This window comes from Roseisalinus antarcticus, from assembly GCF_900172355.1.
GTDB classification, from domain to species: Bacteria; Pseudomonadota; Alphaproteobacteria; order Rhodobacterales; family Rhodobacteraceae; genus Oceanicola; species Oceanicola antarcticus_A.
On record NZ_FWFZ01000007.1, the window covers coordinates 70050 to 94924 of the forward strand.

At 67.5% G+C, this 24875-nt stretch carries 29 protein-coding genes and 1 pseudogene; 12 read left to right on the top strand and 18 right to left on the bottom strand.

Going from position 1 to position 24875, the window contains the following annotated elements:
• Nucleotides 1-103 precede the first annotated feature (103 nt).
• Both ROA7023_RS08610 and ROA7023_RS08615 read left to right on the top strand, forming a co-directional pair.
• Nucleotides 104-898: a pyrroline-5-carboxylate reductase family protein gene (locus ROA7023_RS08610; RefSeq protein WP_085878616.1), complete on the top strand. Its 795-nt coding sequence runs from the start codon at nucleotides 104-106 to the stop codon at nucleotides 896-898.
• A gap of 135 nt (nucleotides 899-1033) precedes the next feature.
• Nucleotides 1034-1642 (top strand): LolA family protein, encoded by a 609-nt coding sequence (locus tag ROA7023_RS08615; RefSeq protein WP_085878617.1) that lies wholly within the window; start codon nucleotides 1034-1036, stop codon nucleotides 1640-1642.
• A gap of 45 nt (nucleotides 1643-1687) precedes the next feature.
• On the opposite strand, the gene ROA7023_RS08620 is transcribed toward ROA7023_RS08615, so the two are convergent.
• The gene (locus ROA7023_RS08620; protein ID WP_085878618.1) at nucleotides 1688-2275 is read right to left on the bottom strand and encodes a transglycosylase SLT domain-containing protein; all 588 of its coding nucleotides are present in this window, start codon (nucleotides 2273-2275) and stop codon (nucleotides 1688-1690) included.
• A 229-nt stretch (nucleotides 2276-2504) separates the two neighbouring features.
• Here ROA7023_RS08620 and hspQ point away from each other — a divergent pair, with 229 nt between their 5' ends.
• A complete protein-coding gene (gene hspQ / locus ROA7023_RS08625) occupies nucleotides 2505-2831 on the top strand; it encodes a heat shock protein HspQ (RefSeq protein ID WP_085878619.1) in 327 nt (108 codons plus the stop codon).
• A gap of 10 nt (nucleotides 2832-2841) precedes the next feature.
• On the opposite strand, the gene ROA7023_RS08630 is transcribed toward hspQ, so the two are convergent.
• Nucleotides 2842-3492: a TetR/AcrR family transcriptional regulator gene (locus ROA7023_RS08630; RefSeq protein ID WP_085878620.1), complete on the bottom strand. Its 651-nt coding sequence runs from the start codon at nucleotides 3490-3492 to the stop codon at nucleotides 2842-2844.
• A 76-nt stretch (nucleotides 3493-3568) separates the two neighbouring features.
• Here ROA7023_RS08630 and ROA7023_RS08635 point away from each other — a divergent pair, with 76 nt between their 5' ends.
• The gene (locus ROA7023_RS08635; RefSeq protein ID WP_085878621.1) at nucleotides 3569-4273 is read left to right on the top strand and encodes an NAD(P)-dependent oxidoreductase; all 705 of its coding nucleotides are present in this window, start codon (nucleotides 3569-3571) and stop codon (nucleotides 4271-4273) included.
• A 38-nt stretch (nucleotides 4274-4311) separates the two neighbouring features.
• Here the strand turns inward: ROA7023_RS08635 and ROA7023_RS08640 are convergent, their stop codons facing one another.
• On the bottom strand, nucleotides 4312-5883 hold the full coding sequence (locus ROA7023_RS08640; RefSeq protein WP_085878622.1) for a gamma-glutamyltransferase family protein: 1572 nt from the start codon (nucleotides 5881-5883) through the stop codon (nucleotides 4312-4314).
• A 251-nt stretch (nucleotides 5884-6134) separates the two neighbouring features.
• On the opposite strand from ROA7023_RS08640, the gene msrC reads away from it, so the two are divergent.
• Nucleotides 6135-6587 carry a free L-methionine (R)-S-oxide reductase MsrC gene (gene msrC, locus ROA7023_RS08645; RefSeq protein WP_370739209.1) on the top strand — a complete coding sequence of 151 codons (453 nt, stop codon included), beginning with the start codon at nucleotides 6135-6137 and terminating at the stop codon, nucleotides 6585-6587.
• A 57-nt stretch (nucleotides 6588-6644) separates the two neighbouring features.
• Complete coding sequence (locus tag ROA7023_RS08650; RefSeq protein WP_085878623.1) at nucleotides 6645-7292, top strand: pseudouridine synthase; 648 nt, start codon at nucleotides 6645-6647, stop codon at nucleotides 7290-7292.
• On the opposite strand, the gene ROA7023_RS08655 is transcribed toward ROA7023_RS08650, so the two are convergent.
• Complete coding sequence (locus tag ROA7023_RS08655; protein ID WP_085878624.1) at nucleotides 7289-7942, bottom strand: peroxiredoxin; 654 nt, start codon at nucleotides 7940-7942, stop codon at nucleotides 7289-7291. The genes ROA7023_RS08650 and ROA7023_RS08655 overlap by 4 nt on opposite strands.
• Before the next feature lie 186 nt (nucleotides 7943-8128).
• Between ROA7023_RS08655 and ROA7023_RS08660 the strand changes: the two genes are divergently transcribed.
• Nucleotides 8129-9058, top strand: coding sequence for a ring-cleaving dioxygenase (locus ROA7023_RS08660; RefSeq protein ID WP_085878625.1), 930 nt, complete (start codon nucleotides 8129-8131; stop codon nucleotides 9056-9058).
• A complete protein-coding gene (locus ROA7023_RS08665) occupies nucleotides 9055-9648 on the top strand; it encodes an alpha/beta hydrolase (RefSeq protein WP_085878626.1) in 594 nt (197 codons plus the stop codon). The genes ROA7023_RS08660 and ROA7023_RS08665 overlap by 4 nt, the downstream gene beginning before the upstream one ends.
• A gap of 68 nt (nucleotides 9649-9716) precedes the next feature.
• On the opposite strand, the gene ROA7023_RS08670 is transcribed toward ROA7023_RS08665, so the two are convergent.
• From ROA7023_RS08670 to ROA7023_RS08720, 10 genes are all read right to left on the bottom strand, one after another.
• Nucleotides 9717-10292: a L,D-transpeptidase gene (locus ROA7023_RS08670; RefSeq protein WP_143535494.1), complete on the bottom strand. Its 576-nt coding sequence runs from the start codon at nucleotides 10290-10292 to the stop codon at nucleotides 9717-9719.
• 141 nt (nucleotides 10293-10433) lie between these two features.
• A complete protein-coding gene (locus ROA7023_RS08675) occupies nucleotides 10434-10985 on the bottom strand; it encodes a L,D-transpeptidase (protein ID WP_085878627.1) in 552 nt (183 codons plus the stop codon).
• Nucleotides 10986-11043: 58 nt separating this feature from the next.
• Complete coding sequence (locus ROA7023_RS08680; protein WP_085878628.1) at nucleotides 11044-11613, bottom strand: L,D-transpeptidase family protein; 570 nt, start codon at nucleotides 11611-11613, stop codon at nucleotides 11044-11046.
• 155 nt (nucleotides 11614-11768) lie between these two features.
• Nucleotides 11769-12014, bottom strand: a complete 246-nt coding sequence (locus ROA7023_RS25655) for a LysR substrate-binding domain-containing protein (protein ID WP_085878629.1) — start codon at nucleotides 12012-12014, stop codon at nucleotides 11769-11771.
• A 3-nt stretch (nucleotides 12015-12017) separates the two neighbouring features.
• On the bottom strand, nucleotides 12018-12671 hold the full coding sequence (locus ROA7023_RS08690) for a LysR family transcriptional regulator (protein ID WP_085878630.1): 654 nt from the start codon (nucleotides 12669-12671) through the stop codon (nucleotides 12018-12020).
• Nucleotides 12672-12986: 315 nt separating this feature from the next.
• Complete coding sequence (locus ROA7023_RS08700) at nucleotides 12987-14204, bottom strand: MFS transporter (protein WP_085878632.1); 1218 nt, start codon at nucleotides 14202-14204, stop codon at nucleotides 12987-12989.
• Between the two features lie 198 nt (nucleotides 14205-14402).
• On the bottom strand, nucleotides 14403-16535 hold the full coding sequence (gene pnp, locus ROA7023_RS08705; RefSeq protein WP_085878633.1) for a polyribonucleotide nucleotidyltransferase: 2133 nt from the start codon (nucleotides 16533-16535) through the stop codon (nucleotides 14403-14405).
• A gap of 296 nt (nucleotides 16536-16831) precedes the next feature.
• Entirely contained in the window at nucleotides 16832-17101 is a 270-nt protein-coding gene (gene rpsO, locus ROA7023_RS08710) for a 30S ribosomal protein S15 (protein ID WP_085878634.1), read from the bottom strand.
• A 142-nt stretch (nucleotides 17102-17243) separates the two neighbouring features.
• Nucleotides 17244-18512, bottom strand: a complete 1269-nt coding sequence (locus ROA7023_RS08715) for a calcium-binding protein (protein WP_085878635.1) — start codon at nucleotides 18510-18512, stop codon at nucleotides 17244-17246.
• Nucleotides 18513-18645: 133 nt separating this feature from the next.
• Nucleotides 18646-19176 carry a DUF1643 domain-containing protein gene (locus tag ROA7023_RS08720; RefSeq protein WP_085878636.1) on the bottom strand — a complete coding sequence of 177 codons (531 nt, stop codon included), beginning with the start codon at nucleotides 19174-19176 and terminating at the stop codon, nucleotides 18646-18648.
• Nucleotides 19177-19594: 418 nt separating this feature from the next.
• On the opposite strand from ROA7023_RS08720, the pseudogene ROA7023_RS08725 reads away from it, so the two are divergent.
• Nucleotides 19595-19882, top strand: a pseudogene (locus tag ROA7023_RS08725) (DUF4386 family protein); the annotation flags it as partial.
• Between the two features lie 45 nt (nucleotides 19883-19927).
• Here the strand turns inward: ROA7023_RS08725 and truB are convergent.
• The 3 genes from truB to rbfA are packed head-to-tail and all read right to left on the bottom strand — an operon-like array spanning nucleotide 19928 to nucleotide 21981.
• Entirely contained in the window at nucleotides 19928-20836 is a 909-nt protein-coding gene (gene truB, locus ROA7023_RS08730) for a tRNA pseudouridine(55) synthase TruB (RefSeq protein ID WP_085878637.1), read from the bottom strand.
• Nucleotides 20837-20866: 30 nt separating this feature from the next.
• Nucleotides 20867-21595 carry a phosphodiester glycosidase family protein gene (locus ROA7023_RS08735; RefSeq protein WP_085878638.1) on the bottom strand — a complete coding sequence of 243 codons (729 nt, stop codon included), beginning with the start codon at nucleotides 21593-21595 and terminating at the stop codon, nucleotides 20867-20869.
• On the bottom strand, nucleotides 21592-21981 hold the full coding sequence (gene rbfA, locus ROA7023_RS08740; protein WP_085878639.1) for a 30S ribosome-binding factor RbfA: 390 nt from the start codon (nucleotides 21979-21981) through the stop codon (nucleotides 21592-21594). Before rbfA ends, ROA7023_RS08735 begins: the two co-directional genes overlap by 4 nt.
• A 66-nt stretch (nucleotides 21982-22047) precedes the next feature.
• Between rbfA and dapB the strand changes: the two genes are divergently transcribed.
• Complete coding sequence (gene dapB / locus ROA7023_RS08745) at nucleotides 22048-22857, top strand: 4-hydroxy-tetrahydrodipicolinate reductase (RefSeq protein WP_085878640.1); 810 nt, start codon at nucleotides 22048-22050, stop codon at nucleotides 22855-22857.
• Nucleotides 22858-22902: 45 nt separating this feature from the next.
• Nucleotides 22903-23271: a hypothetical protein gene (locus tag ROA7023_RS08750; protein WP_085878641.1), complete on the top strand. Its 369-nt coding sequence runs from the start codon at nucleotides 22903-22905 to the stop codon at nucleotides 23269-23271.
• A 14-nt stretch (nucleotides 23272-23285) separates the two neighbouring features.
• On the opposite strand, the gene ROA7023_RS08755 is transcribed toward ROA7023_RS08750, so the two are convergent.
• Nucleotides 23286-23462, bottom strand: a complete 177-nt coding sequence (locus ROA7023_RS08755; RefSeq protein WP_085878642.1) for a DUF1674 domain-containing protein — start codon at nucleotides 23460-23462, stop codon at nucleotides 23286-23288.
• 87 nt (nucleotides 23463-23549) lie between these two features.
• On the opposite strand from ROA7023_RS08755, the gene ROA7023_RS08760 reads away from it, so the two are divergent.
• On the top strand, nucleotides 23550-24827 hold the full coding sequence (locus ROA7023_RS08760) for an RsmB/NOP family class I SAM-dependent RNA methyltransferase (RefSeq protein WP_085878643.1): 1278 nt from the start codon (nucleotides 23550-23552) through the stop codon (nucleotides 24825-24827).
• Nucleotides 24828-24875 lie beyond the last annotated feature (48 nt).

The following is a 24875-nucleotide window of genomic DNA, read 5'->3' on the forward strand; positions in this document are numbered from 1 at the left end:
CCCGCCGCGGCTGTCATCGTCCTGCCTCCGGCTGGTCCGTCCATGGGACGCTGACAGGGGCGCAAGGCTGAGCTAATCTGCTGGCGCAACCGGGAGGATCCCAATGACACGCAACAGCAGCATCGCCATCCTGGGCGGCAACGGCGCCCTCGGCAGCGCGATCGCCACGGCGCTTCTGGCCCGGGGCGTGGTCGAGGCCGGTGCGCTCTGGATCTCCAGCCGCAGCGGAACCGCGGGGCCCCTGACCGGGACCGGGGTCCGGACCACGAGCCAGGCGCAAGAGGCGGCCTGCGCCTGCGGGACCGTCATTCTCGCCGTCCCGCCCGCGCAGGCCGGGGCGCTTGGCATCGCGGCGGCGGATGCGCTGGTCATATCGGTCATGGCCGGTGTCCCGCGGTCCCGGCTCGCGGCGCTTGCCGGCGCCGGCCGCGTCGTGCGGGCGATGTCGAGCCCCGCCGCCGCCACCCATCGCGCCTTCAGCCCCTGGTTCGCGCCCGATCTGGGCGCGGCGGACAAGGCGCGGACCGACCGGATCCTCTCGGCCTGCGGGCTGGCGGACGAGGTGACGGAGGAGGCCCATATCGACCTCTTCACCGGCATCACCGGCCCCATCCCCGGCTTCGTGGCCTATCTCGCCCAGTGCTTTGCCGATCACGCCACGGCACGGGGCGTGGCGCCCGACGTGGCGAATCGCGCGGCGCGCCAGTTGTTCCTGGCCTCGGGCGAGGCGCTGGCGGCCAGCGATCTGCCGCCCGCCGCCCATGTGCAGGCGATGATCGACTACGCGGGCACGACGGCCGCCGGATTGCGCGCGATGCAGGCCTCGCCACTGGCCGCGGCCATCGCCGAGGGGGTGGAGGCCGCGGTCGCCCGGGCGCAGCAGATGGGGCGGGGCTGACGCAGCGGGCGGGCGCTCGCCACTGTCAAAGGCGTGATATCGCCTAGCATGGGCAATTCGGCGACAAGGACCTTATGTTGGGACTGACCAAGTGTGGGGACCGACCAAGGCCCCGGCCCAGACGATAGGAACGCCATGAAGACCCTCCGCCTCCTCCTGCTTCTTCTTCCCCTCGCGATTGCCGCGCTCGCGGGCACGGCCCAGGCGCAGCAACTCAGCCTTGCCGAGATCAGCCGCTATCTGAACTCCTTCACCACGGCGGAGGGCGAATTCACCCAGATCAACGCCGATGGCACGATCTCCACCGGGCAGATCTACATCAAGCGGCCGGGCCGCATCCGGTTCGAATACAACCCGCCCGACGGCTCTCTGGTGATCGCGGGGGGCGGCGCCGTGGCGATCTTCGATCCGCAATCGGATCGGAACCCCGAACGCTATCCCCTGGCCGAGACGCCGCTGAAGATCGTGCTCGAGGCCAACGTGGACCTGTCGCGCTCCGGCATGGTGACCGAGCACAGCTTCGACGGCACGGCCACCACGGTGACCGCGCAAGACCCCCAGCGCCCCGAGCTTGGGAGCATCCAGATGAAGTTCACCGGCTCTCCGGCCGAGCTGCGGCAATGGATCGTCACCGACGAGAGCGGGACCCGCACAACGGTCATTCTCGGCGATCTGGCCCGGAACGTCGCCATCAACGACGCCCGGTTCAACATCATCGCCGAAACCAACCGCTGGGCGAATTAGGCGCAGCCGGGCCCCGCCGCGGCGGAGCCCTTGCCCGTCAACCGGTCACAGCCGGCGCGGGCATTGCGCAAGCTGTGCCTGATAGACGACGGCGCGGGTCTCGACCTCGCCCGCGACCCGCATCAGCCAGCCCTTGCTGCGATAGGATTGCCGGCGGAACCCGGTCCGTCCCTCGTGATAGGCTAGGTACTGGTTGCGCACATCGCTCATGTCGATGCCCAGCTCCTGCTCGCTCAGTTTCATGTACCAGCCCATGAAGTCGGCAGCGTGCCGCATGTCGTCACGCCGCGCTCCGCGGGCGTGCTGGGCGGTGACGTATTCATCCCATGTGCCGTCCAGCGCCTGGCTGTAGCCAAACGCCGAGCTTTGCCGCCCGGTCGGGATGATCCCCAGCGCGTATTGGTGCGGCGGCCGGTTGTTCGAGATGAATTTGCTTTCCTGATAGATCATCGCCATCAGGACATGGGCCTGAACGCCCCACTTCCGTTCCGCCTGCCGGAAGGCGCGGGCGTAATGTGGACGTTCCGCCAACAATGCACAGGCATTGTCTAGATTTTCCGGCGCATCAGTGTTGCGTGGTGCGCAGCTGCCCAGCGCACCAACCAAGACCAATGCGAGAATGAGTCTGCTCATCTGCCTCTCGCTCTTATCGTATTTTTATTGAAACCGAGTGTAGCACAAAGCCGTGCCTCAGGAAAATGGTCTTGGGGCGGCGGCTGCGGCAATGTGAAGCTTGGTGTGACGCCGGGTGCGCACATCGATTCGACACACTGTTTCCAGTCAAATCGCTGCTTTTTGCCGCGGACAGGTAGACTCTTGGCGCCTGGGACGGTTACCAACCGTTTAAAGGGGTCGGAAAAACATGCTGAAAACTCGTGCCAAGTACCATCTCGGGCAGGTCGTCCGGCATCGCAAGCACCCGTTTCGCGGTGTGGTGTTCGATGTGGACGCAATGTTCAGCAATACCGAGGAATGGTACGACGCCATCCCCGAGGACAGCCGCCCCAAGAAGGACCAGCCGTTCTACCACCTGCTGGCCGAGAACGACCAAAGCTACTACGTCGCCTATGTGTCCGAGCAGAACCTCGTCGCCGATTATTCCGGTGAGCCTGTGGACCACCCCGACCTCGACGACCTCTTCGGCCCGTTCCAGGACGGTCACTATCCGCTGCAGGTTCAGCTGAACTGACGGCCGGCCGTCACGTGAGCGGCCGCATTCCTTCCATTCCGTCCAGCATCAAGTCCAGCCCGAATTCCAGGGTCTGGATCCCGTCATGCTCGCGCACCGCGATCTTTTCGGCGAGCCCGCGCAGGTGCGGAAAGAGATCGGCGGGGATCATCTCCATGTTGGCGGCGGCGGCCTCCGCGTAGTCTTCGGGCTGAAACGGGAAGGTCTGCCGCTGGATCGTGTAGCCGTAGATATAGGCGTCGAGCGTGTTCCAGATGTGGTCGGCCTGCGGATAGCTGAACCCCGCCCCGACGAGACAGGCGAGCGTCGCCTCGACATAGGCCAGCATGTTCGGCCCCGGCTCTGCATTGGTCAGGATCAGCTGCGCCGCCCAGCGGTGGCGCATCAGCGCCGCATGGGCGGCCTGCGCCCGATTGCGCATCTCGCCGCGCCATTCGCCGGGCCCGGGGCGGGCGAATTCGCCGGCCACCAGGTCGACCATCCCCGCCAGCAGGTCGGCCTTGTTCGACACGTGATTGTAGAGCGACATCGCCTCGACCCCCAGTTGCTGGGCAAGTTTGCGCATGGACAGGGCCGCAAGGCCCTGGGCGTCGGCAAAGGCCATGGCCTCGGCCAGGATACGGTCGCGGGTGAGCGGGGTGCGGGATCCGGATGTTGACATGCTTACAATGTAAGTCTAAAGCCGGGACATCGCAACATACATCGTAAGTCAACTTGGCGGAATCAGGAGAATCATCATGAAAAAGGTTTGCATCATCGGAATTTCGGGAAAGCTGGGGCAATACATGGCCCAGCACTGCCTCGACCGCGGCTATGAGGTGACCGGCGTTTGCCGTCCCGACAGCGTCGAGAAGCTGGCCCGCTTCGGCGACCGGATCACGGTCTACCCCGGCCGCACCGATGACCGCGAGGTGGTCGCGCGGGCCGTCGGCGACGCGGACGGCGTTCTGACCGTTCTCGTGCCCTGGGGGCGGACGGATTACGCCAGCGGCACGGCACGGGCCGTGATGGCGGCGGCCAAGCCCGGCGCGCGGCTGATCTATTCCTGCGGCTGGCACATCAGCCGCGATGGCAAGGACGTCTACTCGTGGAAGCTCAAGGCCATCGTCGCCCTTTTCGGCCCGATCGCCCGCTGGATGGGTTTTGCCGATCTTGACGACCAGGTCCGGGCGACCGACCTGATCTTTGCCAGCGATACGGACTGGACGCTGGTGCGCGGCAGCAGCCTGGAGGAAGGCGAGAGCGAGGGGCTGCCTGTCTGGGCTGACCATGTGGGCGACCCGATCCTGGCCAGCGACAAGACCCGCCGGGTGGACTTCGCGCTGTTCATGGTCGCTGCGCTGGACACGCCCGGCCTGATCCAACGCGCCCCCGCGATCAACGGGTGCAAGACGCCCTCGGCGCTGGAACACGGGCATGGGGCGTCGTTGGCCCGGGCGTAGGGGGCGCTACAATTGCGCGCGGCCGCCCGCCCCATAGCTCAATATCCCAGGGCGCAGCCGTCCTTGCGCGGGTCGCTTGCCCCTTCGAGAACGCCGCTCTCGTGAATCCGGATGGCCTGCGCCCCGCCGATCGGGCCATCCGGCACTTCCACCTGGTGGCCGAGGTCCGACAGCGCGTTTCGCACCGCGTCGGGATAGCCGCGCTCTACCTGCAGCACACCGTCCGTCGCGAATGACCGAGGTCCGTCGATCGCGGCCTGCGGCGACAGGCCGAAGTCCAAGAGGTTGGTCACGAATCGCGCATGGCCGTTGGCCTGGTATTGCCCACCCATGACACCGAACGGCATGACGGTCTCGCCATCCTTGCGCAGCAGGCCGGGGATGATCGTGTGCATCGGGCGCTTGCCCGGGGCGGCCTCGTTGGCGTGTCCCTTTTCCAGCGTGAAGCCCGCGCCGCGATTCTGCAGCAGGATGCCGAACTTGTCGCTTGCCACCCCCGAGCCGAAGGTCCGGAAGATCGAATAGATCAGCGACACCGCCATGCGGTCGCGGTCGACGACGGTGATATAGATCGTGTCCTTGTGCGCCTCGCCAGCGCCCGGAAGGCCGGGCGGCAGCACCGCGTCGGGCCGGATCAGCGCGGCCAGCCTGGCGGCGGTCTCGGGCGCGAGCATATGCTCCAGCCGTGTCATGTGATCGGGATCCGCGAGAAAGCGATTGCGGGCGTCATAGGCGAGCTTTGTCGCCTCAGCCTCGATATGCGCACGCTCTGCGCCGAACGGGTCCATCGCCGAAAGGTCGAATTGCTTGAGGATGTTGAGCAGCAGCAGGGCCGTGGCGCCCTGACCGTTGGGCGGATGCTCCATGACCTCGTGTGCGCCGTAGGCGGTGGTGACGGGCGTCGTATACTCGGCCCTGGCCTGCGCGAAATCGTCGAGCGAATGGGCGCCGCCCAGACCGCGCAGCGTATCGACCATATCCTCGGCAACCTCGCCCTCATAGAACCCGGCCCGCCCCTCGACGGCCAGCCGGCGCAGCGCCTCGGCGACGCCCGGCTCGCGAAAGACCGTGCCGGTGGTCAGCGGCTTGCCGCCGGGCATCAGCTTGCGCTGGGCGGCGTCGTTCAGATGGCTGGCCTCGGTCCAGTCCCGCGCAACGCGGGGGGCAACCGGGATGCCGGCCTCGGCATGATAGACCGCCGGTCCGATCACGTCGCCAAGGCCCATCCGGCCGTGGTCCTTGTTCAGGCGGCAAAAGGCATCGACGGCGGTCGGGATGGTGACGCTCTGCGCCCCGGTCCGCGGCATGGCACTGTGCCCCGCCGCCCGCAAAGCCTCGGCGTCGAAGGCCGCGGGCGCCCGGCCAGAGCCATTCATGGCGATGGGCGCCTCGCCGGGCCTGGAGATCAGGGCAAAGCAATCCCCGCCGATCCCGGTCATCTGCGGCTCGGCCGTTCCGAGCAGCAGCGCACCGGCAATGGCGGCGTCGAGCGCGTTTCCGCCGGCCTCGAGCATCTGTATCGCCACCTTGGTGCCCAGCGGGTGCGAGGTCGCGGCCATCCCGTTCATCGACAGGACGGCGGAGCGGCCGGGAAGTTGGAAATCGCGCATGATACTCTCCTTGGCAGTGCGCAGACCATAGGTCCGGCGGCTGGCTCTGCAAGGGGAGGAATGTAAGCCTCGACGCCGCGTGCTGGGTGGGGGCAATTTCGCGCGGCGCCGAGGGAAGCTATATGCAGCTACAGGTCCATGTTTGCCCCTTGTTTCCGGCCGCAAGGCGGAGGCAATGAGGCAATGTATGGGCATGCAATGAACAATGGCTGCCGCCACCCGGGATTGTTGCCCGAAGAGAGGAGATCACCGTGCCCGATTATTCCGAACTCGCCCGGACCGTCGCCGCCCTGACCGAGGGCGAGGATGACAGCGTCGCCCTCATGGCCACGCTTGCGTGCGAAATCCATCATTCCGACGAAAGGTTCGACTGGACCGGGTTCTATCGCGTTGTCGCCCCCGAGTTGATGAAGATCGGGCCCTACCAGGGCGGCCACGGCTGCCTGGTGATACCGTTCTCCCGCGGGGTCTGCGGGGCCGCGGCCCGCACCAGGCAGGTGCAGATCGTGGCAGATGTAGAGGCCTTCCCCGGCCACATCGCCTGTGCCGCCTCTACCAGGTCCGAGATCGTGTTGCCGGTGTTCGACCCCGAGGGAGAGGTGATTGCCGTCCTCGACATCGACAGCGACCGGCCCGACGCGTTCGATGCGGCGGATGCCGAGGGGTTGGCCGCAATCCTGGCCTGGGTCTTTTCGCGACGGTGACGCGGTCGGCACCGCTGTCCCTTGCGGGCCGGCCGGGCGCGGACTAGGCCCCGCACCATGGACAACGTCTATTCTCCGCCGACCGACCCGCTGGTGGTTCTGCACGAGGACCACGAGGTGCTTCTCGTGGACAAGCCCGCGGGCCTGCTGTCGGTGCCGGGCAAGGGGGCCGATCTGGCCGATTGCCTGCTGGCGCGGGTTCAGGCCGCCTTTCCGACGGCGCTTCTGGTGCATCGGCTGGACCGGGACACCTCTGGCGTGATGGTCTTTGCGCTGACCCCCCACGCACAGCGGCATCTTGGCCTGCAGTTCGAGAAACGGCAGACGAAAAAGACCTATGTCGCGCGGGTCTGGGGGCGGATGGCGGAAAAGACCGGGACGGTGGATCTGCCGCTGATCGTGGACTGGCCGAACCGGCCTCTGCAGATGGTAGATCACGAGCGCGGCAAGGCGGCCGTGACGGACTGGCGCGTTCAGCGGGCCAGCGTTGCCGAGACCCGTGTCCGTCTGATGCCCAGGACCGGGCGGTCACACCAGCTGCGGGTTCACATGCTGGCGCTCGGGCATCCGATCCTGGGCGATCCGTTCTATGCAACGGGTGAGGCGCGGGATTTCCCGCGCCTCATGCTGCATTCCGAAACCCTGCAATTTCGTCATCCGGACGGCGGGGCAGGGACCCGCGTGACGGCCAAGGCGCCGTTCTAGGCCGGCAGCTTGGCCTTGCGCAGATAGGGCAGGACCGTGTCGATGCTGCCATACTTGGCGATCGCATCCTCGTCGGACACCGCCACCGGCACGATCACGTCCTGGCCGGGGACCCAGTCGGCCGGCGTCGCCACGCCCGCGGTGGCCGAGGTCTGGAGCGCATCCACCGCACGCAGCACCTCGGCGAAGTTCCGGCCCACGGTCATCGGGTAGGTCATCGACAGCTTGAGCTTCTTGTCCGGCCCGATGATGAAGACGGACCGCACGGTCTGGCTGTCGGCCGGGGTCCGGCCTTCGGGCAGGTAGGCCTCGGAGGGCAGCATGTCGAAGGCCTTGGACACTTCGAGACCGTCGTCCGCGATGATTGGAAAGCCCGCCGCCGCGCCGCCGTATGTCTGGATGTCGGTCTTCCATTTCTTGTGGTCTTCCACGCCGTCGACCGAAACGCCGATCACCTTGACGCCGCGCTTGTCCCACTCATCGGCAAGCTGCGCGACGGCGCTGAATTCCGTGGTGCAGACCGGGGTGAAATCCTTGGGATGCGAAAACAGGATCGCCCAGCTGTCGCCGACGAAATCATGCAGGGCAAAGCTGCCCTGGTCGGTCGTGACGGTCAGGTTCGGGATGGTGTCATTGATTCGCATTGCCATTCGGTCGCTCCTTATGTGGATGGGCCCGGTCTCCGAGCTTCCCTCTTCAGATGCTCTTGCCGGACCGCGTGTGCAAGCCCTCCGGCCTCGTGTGCGTTTCCGGACAGAAGCGGTGCGCATGTCAGTCTTTTGCGCATTTCGGTCCAGACTATCTCGATTGCAACAGCCAACGAAGGGGTTCGTCTCATGCTCAGGCAGATCAAGGGTCTTCACCACGTCACGTCGCTGGCCTCTTCGGCCCGCGAAAACAACGCTTTCTTCACCAACGTCCTCGGCCTGCGCCGGGTCAAGAAGACGGTGAATTTCGACGCGCCCGACGTCTATCATCTCTATTACGGCGACGAGGTGGGCACGCCGGGCACCGTCATGACCTATTTCCCCTTTTCCGGCGCGGCCCGCGGCCGGCGCGGGACGGGCGAGGTCGGGACCACCCGCTTCACCATTCCCGTCGGCAGCGCCCAGGCCTGGGCCGAGCGGCTGGGCACCTTCGACATCGCCAATGTCAGCGTCGGCACCCTGTTCGGCACGCCGGTCGTGGGCTTCGACGGCCCTGATGGCGACCGATTCGCGCTGGTCGAGGGCGAGGATGACCGGGCACCCTGGACCGGCAACGGCATCTCGGAGGAGATGGCGATCCGTGGCTTCCATTCCGCCGACATGCGCCTGCGCGAAGCTGGCGCACAGGCCGAATTGCTGCGCTTCATGGGCTATGAGGAGCAGGATCGCGACGGTGCCCTCATCCGCTATGCCGTGCCCGGCGGCAACGCGGCCAACGTGATCGACATCGAAGAGGCGGGCAACCTTGCCCCCGCGGGCCAAGGGGCCGGATCGGTGCACCACATCGCCTTTGCCGTCGAGAACCGCGCCCGGCAGCTGGAGGTCCGCGAGGCGCTGCTTGACACCGGCTATCAGGTGACGCCGGTGATCGATCGCGATTATTTCTGGGCGATCTATTTCCGCACGCCGGGCGGGGTTCTGTTCGAGGTGGCGACCAACGAGCCCGGTTTCGACCGGGACGAGGACACCGCGCATCTTGGCGAGGCGCTCAAGCTGCCCTCGCAGCACGAGCATCTTCGCGCGGCGCTGGAGCGGCACCTGGAGCCGATCGGCCAATGACTTACCAAGCTGCAATCACCAAGGGCACGGACGGCGCACCGCTGGTCCTGACCTTTCACGGCACGGGCGCGACAGAGGACCAGTTTCACGAGGTCGCTTCCGCCCTCAAGCCCGGGGCGCACGTGGTCTCTCCGCGGGGCGATGTCAGCGAAAACGGGGCGCTGCGCTATTTTCGACGGACGGGCGAGGGGGTCTATGACATGGACGACCTCGCGCGGCGGACCCAGGCGATGGCCGGCTTCATCGCCGAGCAGAAGGCCCGCGTGGACGCGCCCGAGGTCATCGGGCTGGGCTATTCGAACGGGGCCAATATCCTGGCCTCGGTGTCGTTTTCCGCGCCCGAGCTGGTCGACCGTCTGGTGCTGATGCATCCGCTGATCCCGTTCGCTCCGGCGCCGCAGCCAGGGCTTTCGGGTCGCAAGGTGCTTGTGACCGCTGGGCGCCAGGATCCGATCTGTCCCGCGGCGAGCACCGAACGCCTGGTCGCCTGGTTCGAAGCGCAGGGCGCGGCTGTGACCGTTGCCTGGCATCCCGGCGGGCATGAGATCCGGCAGGAGGAGGTCGAGGCGATCTCTGCCTTTCTGACGTGATGTGCCGGGTCGGGCCACATGGCGAAAGCCGGGCGGCGCGGCCCTGATCGCGGGCTACCGCGGCGGCGTCAGATCACGACCACGGGCGTGCCGACCGGCACGCGAGCGTAGAGATCCATCATGTGCTCGTTCACCAGCCGCAGGCAGCCGGAGGAAAACGACCGCCCCATGGTCCAAGGCTGCGGCGTCCCGTGAATGCGATAGAACGTGTCCCGCCCGCCTTGATCAAGATAGAGCGCGGCCGCACCGAGTGGGTTCATCGGATGCCCGCCGGGCAGGCCGTTGCGGAACCGGCCGTAGATCTGCGGCTCCATCCGGATCATGCTCTCGGTCGGGCGCCAGCCGGGCGCGATCGCCTTGCGCGAAACGCGGGCTGTGCCCTCGAACGCGCGGCCCTCGGCGCCGATGGCGATCACGTACCGCATGGCCCGGCCCGGCTCCTGGACCCAGAAGAGCTGTCGCGTGGAGTTCCAGGCATAGATAACACCCGGCGTCAGTTGCGTATCGACCCGGACCCAGCGCGGCCGGTGTCGATAGGGCACCCGGTAATTGGAATGGCTCAGGGTCTGCGCCTCGGCCGGCGCACATATCCCGATGCTACCCGCGGCCAAAGCGGAGAGCGCGATCTCTCGTCTGTTCAGCATCTGCCCGAATCCTCAGATCCACGTTTCTTAGCTTCGGGCGTAGCAAGAGAATGCGGCGAAATAGCGAACGACCTCGGAAACTGTCCCGAGGCCGCAAACAATCCCGACAGGATGTGGCAAATAAGTCGATTGTCTGAGGCGCTAGTGCGCGACGACCGTCGCCCCGATCTGCACGCGCTCATAGAGGTCGATGACGTCCTCGTTGAACATCCGGATGCAGCCGTTCGAGCTTGAAAGCCCAACCGTCCAGGGCTGCGGCGTGCCGTGGATGCGATAGAGTGTGTCCCGGCCCCCGCGGTAGAGGTAGAGCGCACGCGACCCAAGCGGATTGTTCGGCCCGCCGGGCACGCCACCCGCGAATTGGCGGTATTTGTCAGGGTCGCGCCGGACCATGTTGGCGGTCGGCGTCCACGACGGCCATTCGACCTTGCGCTGGATCGTGGTCGCCCCGTCCCACTGACGCCCCAGCTCTCCGACGCCGATCTTGTAGGCCATGGCCTGGCGGTTCGGCATGATGAAATAGAGGTTGTGGCTGTTCTTGTAGAGGTGGATGTCGCCCGGCGTCAGGTTGGTGTTCAGCTCCACCAGTTCGCGGCGCATGTCGGCCGGAATCTGCGTCGGCGCATTGGCCAGGGCCGGCGCGGCCAGAAGCGAGGCACCGGCGCTGGCCAGAAAGTTTCGTCTGTTGATCATGGCAGCGATCCTTTGGATTGGTTGAGTGACGGGGGCCGCGCTGGCGCAGCCCGTCCCGTCACAGCAGCACGACGCGGGTGCCCTGCGGCACCTGTTCGTAGAGGTGCGCGATATGCGAGTTGACCAGGCGGACGCAGCCGTTGGACACCCGGCGCCCGATCGTGCGGGGCGCGGTGGTGCCGTGGATGCGCAGGAACGTGTCCCCGCGGCCCGGCTCGAACAGGTAGAGCGCACGCGCCCCAAGCGGGTTGTTCGGGCCGCCCGGCATACCGTCGGCATATTGCTCGTAAGAGCCCGGGTCCCGCGCGATCATCTCGTCGGTCGGGCGCCAGGACGGCCATTCCTTCTTGGCGCCCACGTAGAACTCGCCCGATTCATAAAGCCCGGCGCGCCCGATCCCGACCGAGTAACGGATCACGCTGCCGTCGCCCGCGGGCAGCGACCAGTACAGCCCGAAATCGTCGGGAAACACGTGGATTTCACCAGGCGGAAGCGGCTCGGCCAGGCGGAAAAGCCGGGGCATCATGGATTCGGGAAAGACGTAGCCCTGGGCCTGGGCCGCGGGCCCCAGCGAAACGGCGGCCCCCGAGGCAAGGGCGGTGGCGATGAATGAACGGCGAGACAGCATTGGACAGCCCTGATTCCTGGTAAATTAGATTTGGCAGCGTCCCCAGGCACGGGACCAATCAGACATTAACGGCAGGCCCGGGGGAAGCCAAACCTTTTGTTCCGCACAAAGGCGTGAGGGTCGAACCTGTCGCCACCGCGCGCCATGTCCGGGGATCATTGCCACTGACGCACCATGGCGATGAACCGGGGCGCGAAGAACGCCGAGAAGGCCTTGACCTCCGGCCGGCGCCAGGCCTCGGGGCTGATCACCAGCCAAGAGGAGGTGTCGGTTCCCTCTGGCGGGTCAAAGCACCGGATCAGGCCGGGTTGGTCGTGCGCCAGCGAGGTCGGAACCGGCCCGATCCCGATACCCGTCTTGAGGGCGGCGATCATCGATTCCGCGTCCGAGCAGCGCGACACGACCTAATCGGGCCCGATCCGCGCCAGCATCCAGTCGTTGATCAGGCGGGGCGTATGGGGGCCCGCATAGGCGACGAACCGGTGCCCGGCGAATTCGTCGGCCGAGGCCGGCAGGCCGTGGCGGTTCGCATAGGCGGCGGTGGCGTGGAGGGTCGACAAGGCCGTGGTCATCCGGCGGCAGATCAGCCGGTCGTCCTCGACCTCGCGGTAAATGCGGATCGCCACGTCCGCCTCGCCCGCCGCAAGGTCGAGGAAGGTGTAGCTCGAGATACATTCGAAGTTGATCCTGGGCCGGATCTCGGCGAACTCGGCCAAGATCGCCGCGAGGCCGTCGGAGAAATTGACCCGCGGCGCGGTCAGCCGGATGGGCTGCAGGTCGGTCGCGCGGGCCCTCTCCGCAGCCTGGCCAAATTGCGCGACCGCGGCTTCCATCGCCTCGGCGGCTGGTCTCAGCCGGATCGCGGCGCCGGTCGGGTGAAAGCCGCGGGTGTCACGCTCGAACAGGGTCAGGTCCAGCGCATGCTCCAGCGCCTCGACCCGCCGCGCCACGGTGACCTGCGCAAGGCCCAGCTCCTTCGACGCCGCGAGGGTGGAGCCGCGCCGCAGCACGACGAGGAAGACGCGCACGTCGGACCAGTTGTGAAACCGGCTCTTCATTTCCGAAGACCCGCACAATGCCGGAGCGGATACCGCAGGGCGGCCGCGGGCCCCAGGATCGGATCAGTCTCATGTCTCCGAAACGACCGCCCGATGACCTCGATCTCTCGCCCCGTCAGCCTCCGGTCCCGCCTCGCACGGCTGCTGCACCGCCCCGCCCGTCAAGCCTGCTGTGACACGGACCGCGACCTGCTTTTGGCCGAACGCGCTTTCCTTGCCGAGAGGATGGCTGCGGACCCGGAGTTTTTCGCTGGCGACATCGCCCCCCTCTGCATGACGTATCTCTATCCTGGCCGCGACTGACCGGGCCGGCCGTCAGGCCAGCGCCGGGCTGGGCCGGCGATGGATCGTCAGCCAGAGCGCCGAGACAATGGCCAGGTTGATCACGCCGGCGATGGCCGCATTGGCGAAGGTCCATTGGTAGGCGCCGGTCTGGTCGAAGAAGACCCCGCCCTGCCAGCCGCCCAGCCCGTGGCCGGCATAGGCGAAGGCCATGACAACCCCGAGCGACGAGGCCCGCCGCGCCGGGGCGGTCAGGTTGCGCGTGGTCACGATGATCGTGGTCATGACGCCTGCGTAGCCGAAGCCGTAGACCACGGCATAGGCGTAGAAGACCCCGATCCGGTCGATGAAGTAGAAGCCGAAGACCATGACGGTCTGCCAGGCGGACGCTGTCAGATAGGCGGGCAAGGCGCCGATGATATCGGTCAGCTTGCCGAAGGCGACCCGGCCGACGATGGCCGTCAACAGCATGACGAAGAGAACGCCGCTCGCTTCGGGCGCGGAAAAGCCGCGGCCCTGGATCAGCGGGACGAGATGCATCAACGGCACCGCCATGCAGGTGCAGCAGAACACGGTGGCCAGCGCGATCCACAGCATGATGACCGTGTTGGGAAGGCCGGAGGGCGTCTCCTCCGACGCGGCGGCGGCGCCTTTGACCACGGGCGGATCGCGCAGCAGCAGCCCCACGGGCAGCAGGACCAGGAGGGTGACGATGCCTTGGGTCATCATCGCGCCGCGCCAGCCCATGGCCTCGATCAGCAGGGCACCGGTGAAGGGCACACCGCCCTGTCCAAGCGCCTGGCCCGCCGAGGCGATGCCGATGGCCAGCCCCGCCCCCGCCGCGAACCAGTTGCCGACCAGCGCCATCAACGGCGCCGAGATCGCGCTTCCTCCGAGGGCCCCGGCGATGAAGTAGAGCACGTAGAATTGCCAGAGGTCCGTCGCCCAGGAGGCCAGCATGGTCATCGCACCAACCGTCGCGATGCCCATCAGGACGACAGGCCGGACCCCGAACCGCTCGGACGCGAAGCCCATGACCAGCGAGCCCAGGGCAAGGCCCAGCAGGCCGGAAGAATTGATCAGGGCGATGTCGCCGCGGCCCCAGCCCTCACTCTCGCTCATCGGGACGAAATAGACCGACAGGCCATTGACGATCTGCCCCATGGTCACCGCGAGGATGATCGTGGTGACGGCAAGGACCGTCCACCGGTAGCGCGGTGATGCATCCGCCGCTGATCCTGCTGACCTCATGATGCTCTTTCCCCGGGCTGACGTGTTGGCGTTCCCGTCAGTATACCATGTTCGCCGCGGTCGGTACGCGTGAATTGCCCGGGTCTGGACGCTGGGCCCGGCGGTGACGGCGCGGGCGACCGAACAAAAGAAAACGCCCGCCGAACGGGTCGGCGGGCGTTTCCGGTCTGTCTGTCCGACACGGTCGGAAGAGGCGGATTACTCCGCCGCTTCTTCCTTGGCCAGTTCTTCGCCGGTCTCCTGGTTCACGACCTTCATGGCAAGGCGCACCTTGCCGCGATCGTCGAAGCCGAGAAGCTTGACCCAGACCTCCTGGCCCTCCTTGAGGACGTCCGAGGGGTGGTTCAGGCGGCGGTTCTCGATCTGGGACACGTGGACCAGCCCGTCGCGCTTGCCGAAGAAGTTCACGAAAGCGCCGAAGTCCACGATCTTGACGACCGTGCCCTTGTAGATCTTGCCCTCTTCCGGCTCCGCCACGATCGAATAGATCATGTCATAGGCCTTCTGGATGGCCTCGCCGTTGGGCGATGCGATCTTGATGATGCCCTCGTCGTTGATGTCGACCTTGGCCCCCGAAAGCTCCACGATCTCGCGGATCACCTTGCCGCCGGAGCCGATCACTTCGCGGATCTTGTCGGTGGGGATCTGCATGGTCTCGATGCGCGGCGCGTGGACCGAGAAGTCGCCGGCGGTCGAAATCGCCTTGGACATCTCGCCCAGGATGTGCAGACGGCCGGCCTTGGCCTGCGCCAGCGCCTTTTCCATGATCTCGGGCGTGATGCCCGCGACCTTGATGTCCATCTGCAGCGAGGTGATGCCGTTCTCGGTGCCAGCGACCTTGAAGTCCATGTCGCCGAGGTGATCCTCGTCGCCAAGGATGTCGGACAGGATGGCGTAGGAACCGTCATCCTCAAGCACGAGGCCCATGGCCACGCCGGCCACCGGCGCCTTGAGCGGAACGCCCGCGTCCATCATCGACAAAGATCCGCCGCAGACCGACGCCATCGAGGACGAGCCGTTGGACTCGGTGATCTCGGAGACGAGGCGGATCGTATAGGGGAAATCGGTCGCCGGCGGCAGGACCGCCTGCAACGCGCGCCACGCCAGCTTGCCGTGGCCGATCTCGCGCCGACCGGGAGGGCCCACGCGACCCGCTTCGCCGACCGAGTAGGGCGGGAAGTTGTAGTGCAGCAGGAAGTTCGACTTGTAGGTGCCCTGCAGCGCGTCGATCATCTGTTCGTCGTCGCCGGTGCCCAGCGTGGTCACGACCAGTGCCTGCGTCTCGCCGCGGGTGAACAGGGCGGAGCCATGCGTCCGGGGCAGGATCTGCGTCTCGGACACGATCGGCCGGATCTGGTCCAGCGCACGGCCGTCGATGCGGCGGCCGTTCTTGACGACATCGCCGCGCAGAACGGTCGACTCCAGCTTCTTCACGGCCGAGCCGAGGTTCGGATCTTCCAGCTGCTCTTCGGTCAGGGCGGCCTTGATGGCGTCCTTGGCCGCGGCGATGGCGGTCACACGCTCCTGCTTGTCGGAGATGGCATAGGCGGCGCGGATGCCCTCTTCGCCAGCGGCTTTCACCACCTCGTAGAGGTCGCTGTAGTCCGGCGGGGCAAAGTCGAACGGCTCTTTCGCCGCCGATTCCGCGATCTGGATGATCAGGTCGATGACCGGCTGGATCTGCTCGTGTGCAAACGTCACCGCGCCCAGCATCTCGGCCTCGGTCAGCTCATAGGCCTCGGACTCGACCATCATCACGGCGTCCTTGGTGCCGGCGACGACAAGGTCCAGGCGCTGATCGGGGTTGTTCTTGAGAACCTGCATGTCTTCGACGGTCGGGTTCAGAACGTATTCGCCATCCTCGAAGCCCACGCGGCAGCCGGCGATCGGGCCCATGAAGGGGGCGCCGGAAATGGTCAGCGCGGCGGAGGCCGCGATCATCGCCACGATGTCGGGGTCGTTGACCAGGTCGTGCGACAGCACGGTGCACATCACCAGCACTTCGTTCTTGAAGCCGGGCACGAACAGCGGGCGGATCGGACGGTCGATCAGGCGGGCGGTCAGCGTTTCCTTTTCGGTCGGCCGCGCCTCGCGCTTGAAAAAGCCGCCGGGAACCTTGCCCGCGGCGTAGTATTTTTCCTGGTAATGGACGGTGAGCGGGAAAAAGTCCTGCCCTTCCTTTGCTTTCTTGGCAAAGGTCACGTTGGCCATGACAGAGGTCTCGCCCAGTGTGGCGATGACCGAACCGTCAGCCTGACGGGCAACCTTGCCGGTTTCCAGTGTCAGCGTCTCTTCGCCCCACTGGATCGATTTCTTTGTGACTTCAAACATCTAGCGTATCCTGATTGGGAGCACTCCCGGGCGTTCCCGGGTCTCCCGTTTGCGTGGCGGCCCCATTGCCGCCGACCCCATCATCATCCCATGCGCCGGGGTCATGGCGTCACGTCCCAGATTGCGGGGCCATACACGAAAACGGCGGTGGTGGAAAGCGGCCTGTCGGGGGGCCGCGCCAGGCATGCCTCGCCAAGGTCGGGCCGCTCCTCGCTGACCCGCGCCGTGGTGTGAACGGGCGGGCATGAAAAAGGGGCCGCTCTCGCGACCCCTTCCCGGACAGCGTTTGTCCGCGCTTAGCGGCGGATGCCGAGGCGCTGGATCAGGCCCTTGTAGCGGGCCTCGTCCTTGGCTCTCAGGTAGTCGAGAAGCTTCCGGCGCTGGGCAACCATCATGAGCAGCCCGCGGCGGCCATGATTGTCTTTCTTGTGGATCTTGAAATGTTCGGTCAGCGTCGCGATGCGCGAGGTCATGATGGCAACCTGCACCTCGGGAGAGCCGGTGTCGCCCTCCTTGTCGCCGAATTCCTTGATGAGCCGGGTCTTTTCTTCGGGCGTAATCGACATCGGGGTCTCCTGTCTGGAAGGTGATGGCGCGAGCCGGGATGTCGTCCAGCAAGGCCCTTGGAGGTTTCTGCCGCCCGGGCAACCCGAACGGAAGGCCGTCCCCTAGGGCATCCCCGCGCCAAAGGCAACGGGTTTCGGCACGTCAGAGCCGGATCAATGCCACGTTGCCAAGATCAAGCTCGGACAGGCCCGCGAGATGGGCGACTATCTCGCCATCCGCATAGAGGTCGACGCCGGTATCGGTGACCGTCTGGCTCAGCGTGGGCGGGGTATCGCCGACATAGCTGACCTCGAGCATGTCCTCGTCCGGGTCGAAGTCGGAGATCTCGGCACCGGTGCCCTGCAAGGCGAAGACGTCCGCCTCGGTGCCGCCATTGGCGACATCGCCGGTGCCCAGCTCGATCCTGTCCTCGCCGGCGCCGCCGTTGAGGAAATCGCGTTCCGAATCGTCGCCGCCACGCAAGGTGTCTTCGCCCGACCCGCCGTGCAGGACGTCGGCCCCCGCGCCGCCGTCCAGCGTGTCGTTGCCGAGATTGCCGGCGAGCGTATCGTCCCCGGTGCCGCCCGAGAGATCGTCTTCCCCGTCGCCGCCGATCAGCGTGTCGTTGCCGGCGTCGCCCTCGATCGTGTCATCGCCCACGTGACCGGCGAGCGTGTCGTCCCCGTCGCCGCCCGCGAGGCTGTCGTCGCCGCGTCCGCCGTGGATATCGTCATTGTCCGCGCCGCCGTCCAGCGTGTCGTCGCCGTCGTCGCCAGAGATGTAATCGTCGCCCTCGCCGCCCGCGGCGAAATCGTCCCCGTCCCGGCCAAGGATCAGGTCGCGCCCGTCTTCGCCCTCAAGGCTGTCATCCCCAGAGGTCCCGGTGAACCACGTTTCCGTCTCGTGCCGGGTGATCTCGATTTCTTCCAGCGGCTCGGTCTCTTCCGGAGTTTCGGAGGGCGGGGCCACGTCTTCAGGCTCAGTCTCGGGCGCAGGCTCAGGCTCGGACTCGGGCGCAGGCGCGGGTTCCGGCGGCGGTGCCGCCGTCTGCGGGCCGGGGCTGTCTTCGGCACCTGTGTCTTCGGCAAACGGCGCTTCCGCGTCGAGGCCTCCGGCGGCGGAGACGGAGGCGGTCTGGCTCAGGACTGGCCCGGGCGACTCCTCGGCCCCGTCGGTCCCGTGCCTGGCCGCGTGGCTTTCGGAGGAGGCGGCGTGGCCGTCCTCGCCGCAATCCCAGAGGTTCAGGACTGGAGACTCCTCTTCGGCTCCGCCCTCGCCCGTCAGGACAGAGCTCCCGTCCGCGCCCGCGGGATCGTCGCCGGTGGTCGGATCTTCATTGTCGGCGCTGTCCGAGGCCTCTTCAGTGGGGCCGAAATCCATCAGCGCCCCCCCGAGGAGTGCCACACCAAGAAGCCCCAACAACCCGATCATCGGCAAAATTCCTGAATGCAAGACTGCGACAGGCACGCACGCCCGTCACTAGGCGCGGACACTAGCATTTTTTCGCCCATCTCCGGCGCGGATTCTGGTGCAAAGGTTAACGGCGGTGAGCCGGGCGGGCGGATCAGCCTGGCGTCCAGGGCTCGGGCTGGACCGAATAGCCGATGTAGAGCGGGTGGCGGGGGTGGCCGTCCTTGGTCAGCCCGAGGTGATAGAGCGATCCGTTCGCGGCCCCGAGGAGGGTCGCCACGGCCGCGCTCCGGTCAAGCAGGGCGCCGTGGGTGCCCCAGGCGCAGATGATCCGGTCGCCGGTGCCGGGGCGGATCCACCGGGTCGCACTTTCGATCAGGGCGGCGTCATTGCCCGGCCCGACGGGGTCGGCCACCTGCCGCAGGGCCTTGGGATCGGTCGCGCGCCAGGCAAAGATGTTGGTGACCCGGAACGCGCCGAAGCCCAGGGCGCGGGCCCGGCGCTCGCAGCGCTCGACGGTGGGGTCGTTCTGGCGTTCGGTCGCGGTCGAGGGGTTCAGCATGACGAACAGCGCCCGTGCGCCGTCCGGGTCCCAGGTCCGGGTCAGCAGGTAGCGATAGTTCTCGCAGGGCGAATAGACAGCGACGGACTCGGCGTCACCTTTCATGTGGCTGCGTTCGATCATGGGGCGCTTCTAACGCCTGGGCGGCGCCGGGGGAAGCGGTCGCCGCACACCGGGTCTTGATCTCAAGTGGACTTAAGAAATTACCAAGAAGGCATCGAGCGCGAATCACCTTCAGAAAGGACCCTCCGATGATTGGACGCAGACTCCGCCGGCTGTTTCACGACCGGCAAAGGCCGCCCCTGCCGGAGCTGCCCGACCTGTGCGGACCCGCGGGGATCTGTCGCCGGGCCCTGCCGGATGCGCTGCGGTGCGATGTCGGACTCAACTGCGGTTGCGGCGACTCCCGGCCCTCGGGGTGGTCGTATCTCGACCACCGGTGCGACACTTGATGATACTTACGTTGTAAGCCAATGCTCTCGTACGCTTACAGCGTAAGCATCATCGCAACACCACATTCAGCACCGTCATGAGACCCGTCATGCAATCATCCTTCCCCCCAGCGACCGCCCGCGCGGCCGGCGGCCTCTACGTTCTCATCATCGGCCTTGGCCTGACGGCAGAGCTTGTCTTTCGCGCCGGCATCGCGGTGCCGGGCGACCCGGCCGCGACGGCCGTGGCCATCACTGCCGGGGCGGACCCCCTGCGCCTGGCCATCGCCGCGGACGCGGTCATGGCGCTGGCCGATGTCGGGCTGGCCGTCCTGCTGCTGAGGTTGCTGCGGCCCCTGGGCGAGGGGTTGGCCATGGCCGCCTTCGCCTTTCGGCTGGTGCAGGTGGCCGGCAGAGCGCCTGCGCACAGGCGCTCTGCCGGCCTAGCCGACGAAGACCCGGGAGGGGTGCAGCTCGCCCCCCTTCCAGCGGCCCACCGCGATGGCATGGCCGTCATGGCTGGCCCAGCATTCGTCGCCGTAATCCAGCCCCGTGCCGATGACCGGCGCGGGGTTTCCGTTGCGCAGGCGACCCACGCTTTCGGCGGGGCAGCTGGCCTTCGGCAGGTCGAACAGGCCGTCCTCGAGCGGCCGCAACATCTCGTCCAGCTCCGGCGTGCCGGCGGCCGCCTCGATGGCGTCGAGCGTCACCCCGTCCTCGGCCGCGTCGAACGGGCCCGACCAGATCCGCCGCAGATGCTCGACATGGCCGTAGCAGCCCAGCGCCCGGCCCAGATCGCGGGCGATTGCGCGGACGTAGCCGCCTTTGCCGCAGGTCATCTCCAGCTCTACCAGGTCCGGGGACGGGCGGTCGGTCAGCACCAGCTCTTCGACCCAGAGCGGGCGGGCCGCGATCTCCATCTCCTCGCCGTCGCGGGCCCGCTTGTAGGCGCGTTCGCCGTCGATCTTGACGGCCGAGAAGGCGGGCGGCACCTGCATCACGTCACCGACGAACTGGCCGAGCGCGGCCTTGATCGTCTCGTCATCGGGGCGGCTTCCGGAGGTGTGGACGATCTCGCCCTCGGTGTCGTCGGTATTGGTCTCGGCGCCCAGGCGCACGACGAAGCTGTAGGCCTTCATCGCGTCAGTGATGTAGGGAACCGTCTTCGTCGCCTCGCCCAGGGCGATCGCAAGCACCCCGGTCGCCGCGGGGTCGAGCGTGCCGGCGTGGCCCGCCTTGTTGGCGTTGAACGCCCGCCGCACGCGGTTGACCACCGTGGTCGAGGTCAGCCCGGCGGGCTTGTCCACCACCAGCCAGCCGGAAATGTCGCGTCCCTTGCGCCGCCGTCCCATGTCGCCTCCGTCCTGAAAGAAGGCGGGGTGCTAGCCCCCCGTGCCGCCCCCGTCAAGCACGCCGACCATCGGCCCCATGGCCCAGCCCGCGTCCGACCGACCGATACCGGGCGCATGCAGGCGGCTGATCCTGCCATCGAAATAGAGCGCGTTCGGCAGGCCCAGGTGATCGCGGAACAGCGTGGCGAAGTCGTAGAAATTGACCACGCCGTCGGAGATCGCGAACACCACCCGACGGCCGTCCGCCGAGGTGCCGACGCCGTTGCGCACGTGGCGGCTGTCGGAGCCCTCTATGAACCGCGGATGCAGCGCCCCGTCGATCACCAGCATCGGCCCGGACTGGGTCGCAAAGCGGCAGTCGGGGCGATCGCGCTCGTAGGCGAGGGTCTCGATCACGAAGGCGCGGGCCTCCTGGATGCAGAAGACCCCGTTGGGCAGCATGCCGAAATTGCCGGGGCCCTCGTTCGGGATCACCCGCATCTCTTCGCGGCCCTCTTCGACGTAGTGCCCGACCGGCGACAGGTCGGGGTGATACATGCCTGCGTTCATCGCGAAGCGCAGCGGGCCGAGCTCGTCCTCCACCGCGCGGAAGCTGCGGTAGGGCCGGCCCGCGGCGTCGGACAGGAACAGGCGCAGGCCCTCGGTCGCGGGATCGACCTGGCAGATCGTGAAGTCGGTCTCGGCCCATGTGGTCTCGAAACAGGTGGTCGCGGCCGCCGGTCCGGCCAGCAGCACCAGAACGGCCGCCAGCCGGATCATTCGTCGAGGTCCTGCCTGACGTGAGGATCCGACAGCAGGGCCCGGGTCTCGTCGATCTGGTCGAAGGTCTTGTCGATCTGGAACCGCAATTCGGGCGCGAACTTGATCGTCAGCCCTTTCGAGACCAGCCGCCGCAGCTCTCCGCGGTTGCGGTTCAACGCTTCGATCGCGCCTTCCGCATCGTGGCCGCCAAGGGGCAGGACGAACGCCGTCGCGACCCGCAGGTCCGGCGTCGTGCGCACCTCGCCGACCGTGATCGACATGCGGCCAAGGTCGGGATCGTGCACGTCGCCGCGCATCAGGATGTCCGACAGGGTCCGCCGGATCAATTCGCCCACGCGCAGCTGTCGCTGGGATGGGCCTGCATTATCTCTATTCTTAGCCATGGGGGCGATGTAAGCCGCGAGGGATCGGTTGCCAAGCGGGGCAGCCAAAGGAATGAGGGGAAAACCATGACCGACACCCCGGGGATTGTCGTTACCGGCGCATCCGGCCGCATGGGCCAGATGCTTGTTCGCGAAGTCAGCGCGTCGCCCGATTGCCATCTTGTGGCGGCGCTGGAACGCGAGGACAGCGACTGGATCGGCCGTGACGTGGGCACAGCCATGGGCGGCGCAGAGCTGGGCGTGACGGTCACCTCGGACGCGCTGGAGGCCTTCGCCCGGGCACAGGCGGTCATCGACTTCACCGCGCCGGCCGCGACGGTGGAGTTCGCGGCGCTTGCGGCCCAGGCCCGCGCGGTGCACGTCATTGGAACCACGGGGCTTTCCGGCGACGACCTGAAAAAGATCGACGCCGCGGCCCATCACGCGGTCATCGTCCGGGCGGGGAACATGTCGCTTGGGGTCAACCTGCTGGTGGAGCTGACCCGCAAGGTCAGCCAGGCGCTGGGCGAGGCTTTCGACATCGAGATCGTCGAGGCCCACCACAAGGCCAAGGTCGATGCGCCCTCCGGCACGGCGCTGATGCTGGGCGAGGCCGCGGCCGAGGGGCGGGGCGTGGCGCTGGACGACGTGGCCGACCGGGGGCGCGATGGTATGACCGGCCCGCGCGAGGCCGGGGCGATCGGCTTCTCGGCGATCCGGGGCGGCGACATTGTGGGCGAACACGATGTGCTGTTCGCGGGGGCGGGCGAACGAATCGTCCTGCGGCACGTGGCGACCGACCGCGGCATCTTTGCCCGTGGCGCCCTGCGCGCCGCGCTTTGGGGGCAGGACAAGCGGCCGGGCCAGTATTCCATGGCGGATGTGCTTGGGTTGTAGGCGGCCGAGTGTGAACCAACCCGGCGCCCCGCGCGTATCAGGAGGATGAAACACCTCGATTTTGTCCTCGCCCTCGCCCTCGCGTTTGCCCTGCCGGCCGCCCCGGCGCTGGCGGAGTTCGCGCCGATCCGCGACCGGGCAAGCTTCGTCGCGACCGTTCAGGGCCGAGAGCTTGCCATTCCGCTGCTGGGGATCGCCCTGGCCGTCCGGGCGGACGGCAGTATCGGCGGCTCTGCCCAGGGTCAGGCCGTCACCGGCACATGGTCCTGGGACGCCGGATATTTTTGCCGCACGCTCAGCTGGGGCAGCCGGTCCTGGCCACTCAATTGCCAACTGGTCGAGACCGACGGCAACCGTGTCCGGTTCACCGCCGACCGGGGCACGGGCGACCAGGCGCGGTTCGCCCTGCGCTGATCGCGCCGCCCGCTTCAGAAATCGACGGCGATGCCCTTCGTCTCCCAATCGCCGTAGCGGATCGGTTCGGGGCCGTCGCGCCCGCCAAGCTCCACCGGCAGGTCGGCGGCTTTCGCGGCCTTGCGCCTGGCCTCGGCCTCTTCGAGGGCTCGGATCGCGGCGGGGGGAAGGTCGGATTTCGGGTCTGACATCGTTGCCTCCGTTTCAATGCCCGGGTCGCTTGCCGCGGGGATGGGTCTGATATACCCCGCCCCATCCGTGAAACAAGGGAGCGCGCCGTGTCCGAGACCTCCGATCCCAAGGGCCTGGCCCCGCGCCGCGCCGCCCTGCGCCTTGTCACCGGCGCGACCGACGAAGCCCGCCTGCTGTCGGAGCTGACGCCGACGCTCGACACCCTGCCGGCGGGCGACCGCGCCCGTGCGCTGCGGCTTGCGACCGATACGCTGCGGGCATTGGGCCGGGCCGACCGGGTGCTCAAGCCGCTGCTGGCCCGCCGGCCGCCGCCCGGGGTGCGCAACGCCCTGCGCCTCGCGACGGTCGAGATCGCGCAGGGCGCCGCGCCGCATGGTGTGGTGAACGCCTATGTCGAGATCATCGGCACCACGCGGCACACCGCAAAGTTTCGCGGGCTGGTGAACGCGGTGCTGCGCAAGGTCGGCGAAGGCGCGACCCAGGGATGGGACAGCCTGCCGGTGCCGAACCTGCCCAAATGGCTGCGCCGCCCGCTGGCCGAGGCCTGGGGCGACCGCGCGGTGCAGCGGATGGAACACGCCCATTTCCACGGCGCCCCGCTGGATCTGACCGCCAAGGGTGATCCGCAGGCGCTGGCCGACAGCCTTGGCGGCACGCTCTTGCCGTCGGGCAGCGTCCGGCTCGCCGATCCCGGGCAGGTCTCGGCGCTGCCGGGCTATGCCGAGGGCGCGTGGTGGGTGCAGGACGCCGCCGCGGCGATCCCGGCGCGGCTGCTTGGGCCGCAGCCGGGGGAACGGATCCTCGACCTCTGCGCCGCGCCGGGGGGCAAGACCCTGCAACTGGCCGCCGCGGGCGCCGATGTCACGGCGCTCGATCTGTCCGAGGCGCGGCTGGCCCGGCTGGCCGAGAACCTTGCCCGCTGCAGGTTGCCCGCGCGGACCGAGGCCGCCGATGCCCGCAGCTTCGACGTGGGCGGCTGGGACGCGATCCTGCTGGACGCGCCCTGTTCGGCGACCGGCACGATCCGCCGCCACCCGGATCTGCCCCACGCCAAGGACGGGGCGGAGTTCGCGGGCCTCATCGACCTGCAGGCCGACCTTCTGTCTCATGCGCTGACCCTGCTCAAACCCGGCGGGCGGCTGGTCTATTGCACCTGCTCGCTGCTGCCCGACGAGGGCGAGGCGCAGATCGACGCGGCGCTGGCCGCCGACCCCGGGCTTGCCGTCGACCCGTTGCCGGACTGGCCGTGGATCGAGGCGGACTGGCGTTCGTCCGAAGGAGGGCTGCGCCTGAGGCCGGATTTCTGGGGCGACAGCGGCGGGATGGACGGGTTCTATATCGCCACGCTGCGAAAGCGCGCGTGACTTGAGCTGCCAAGGCCGCTATCCTCTCTCCCCAAGAACGAGGGGCTT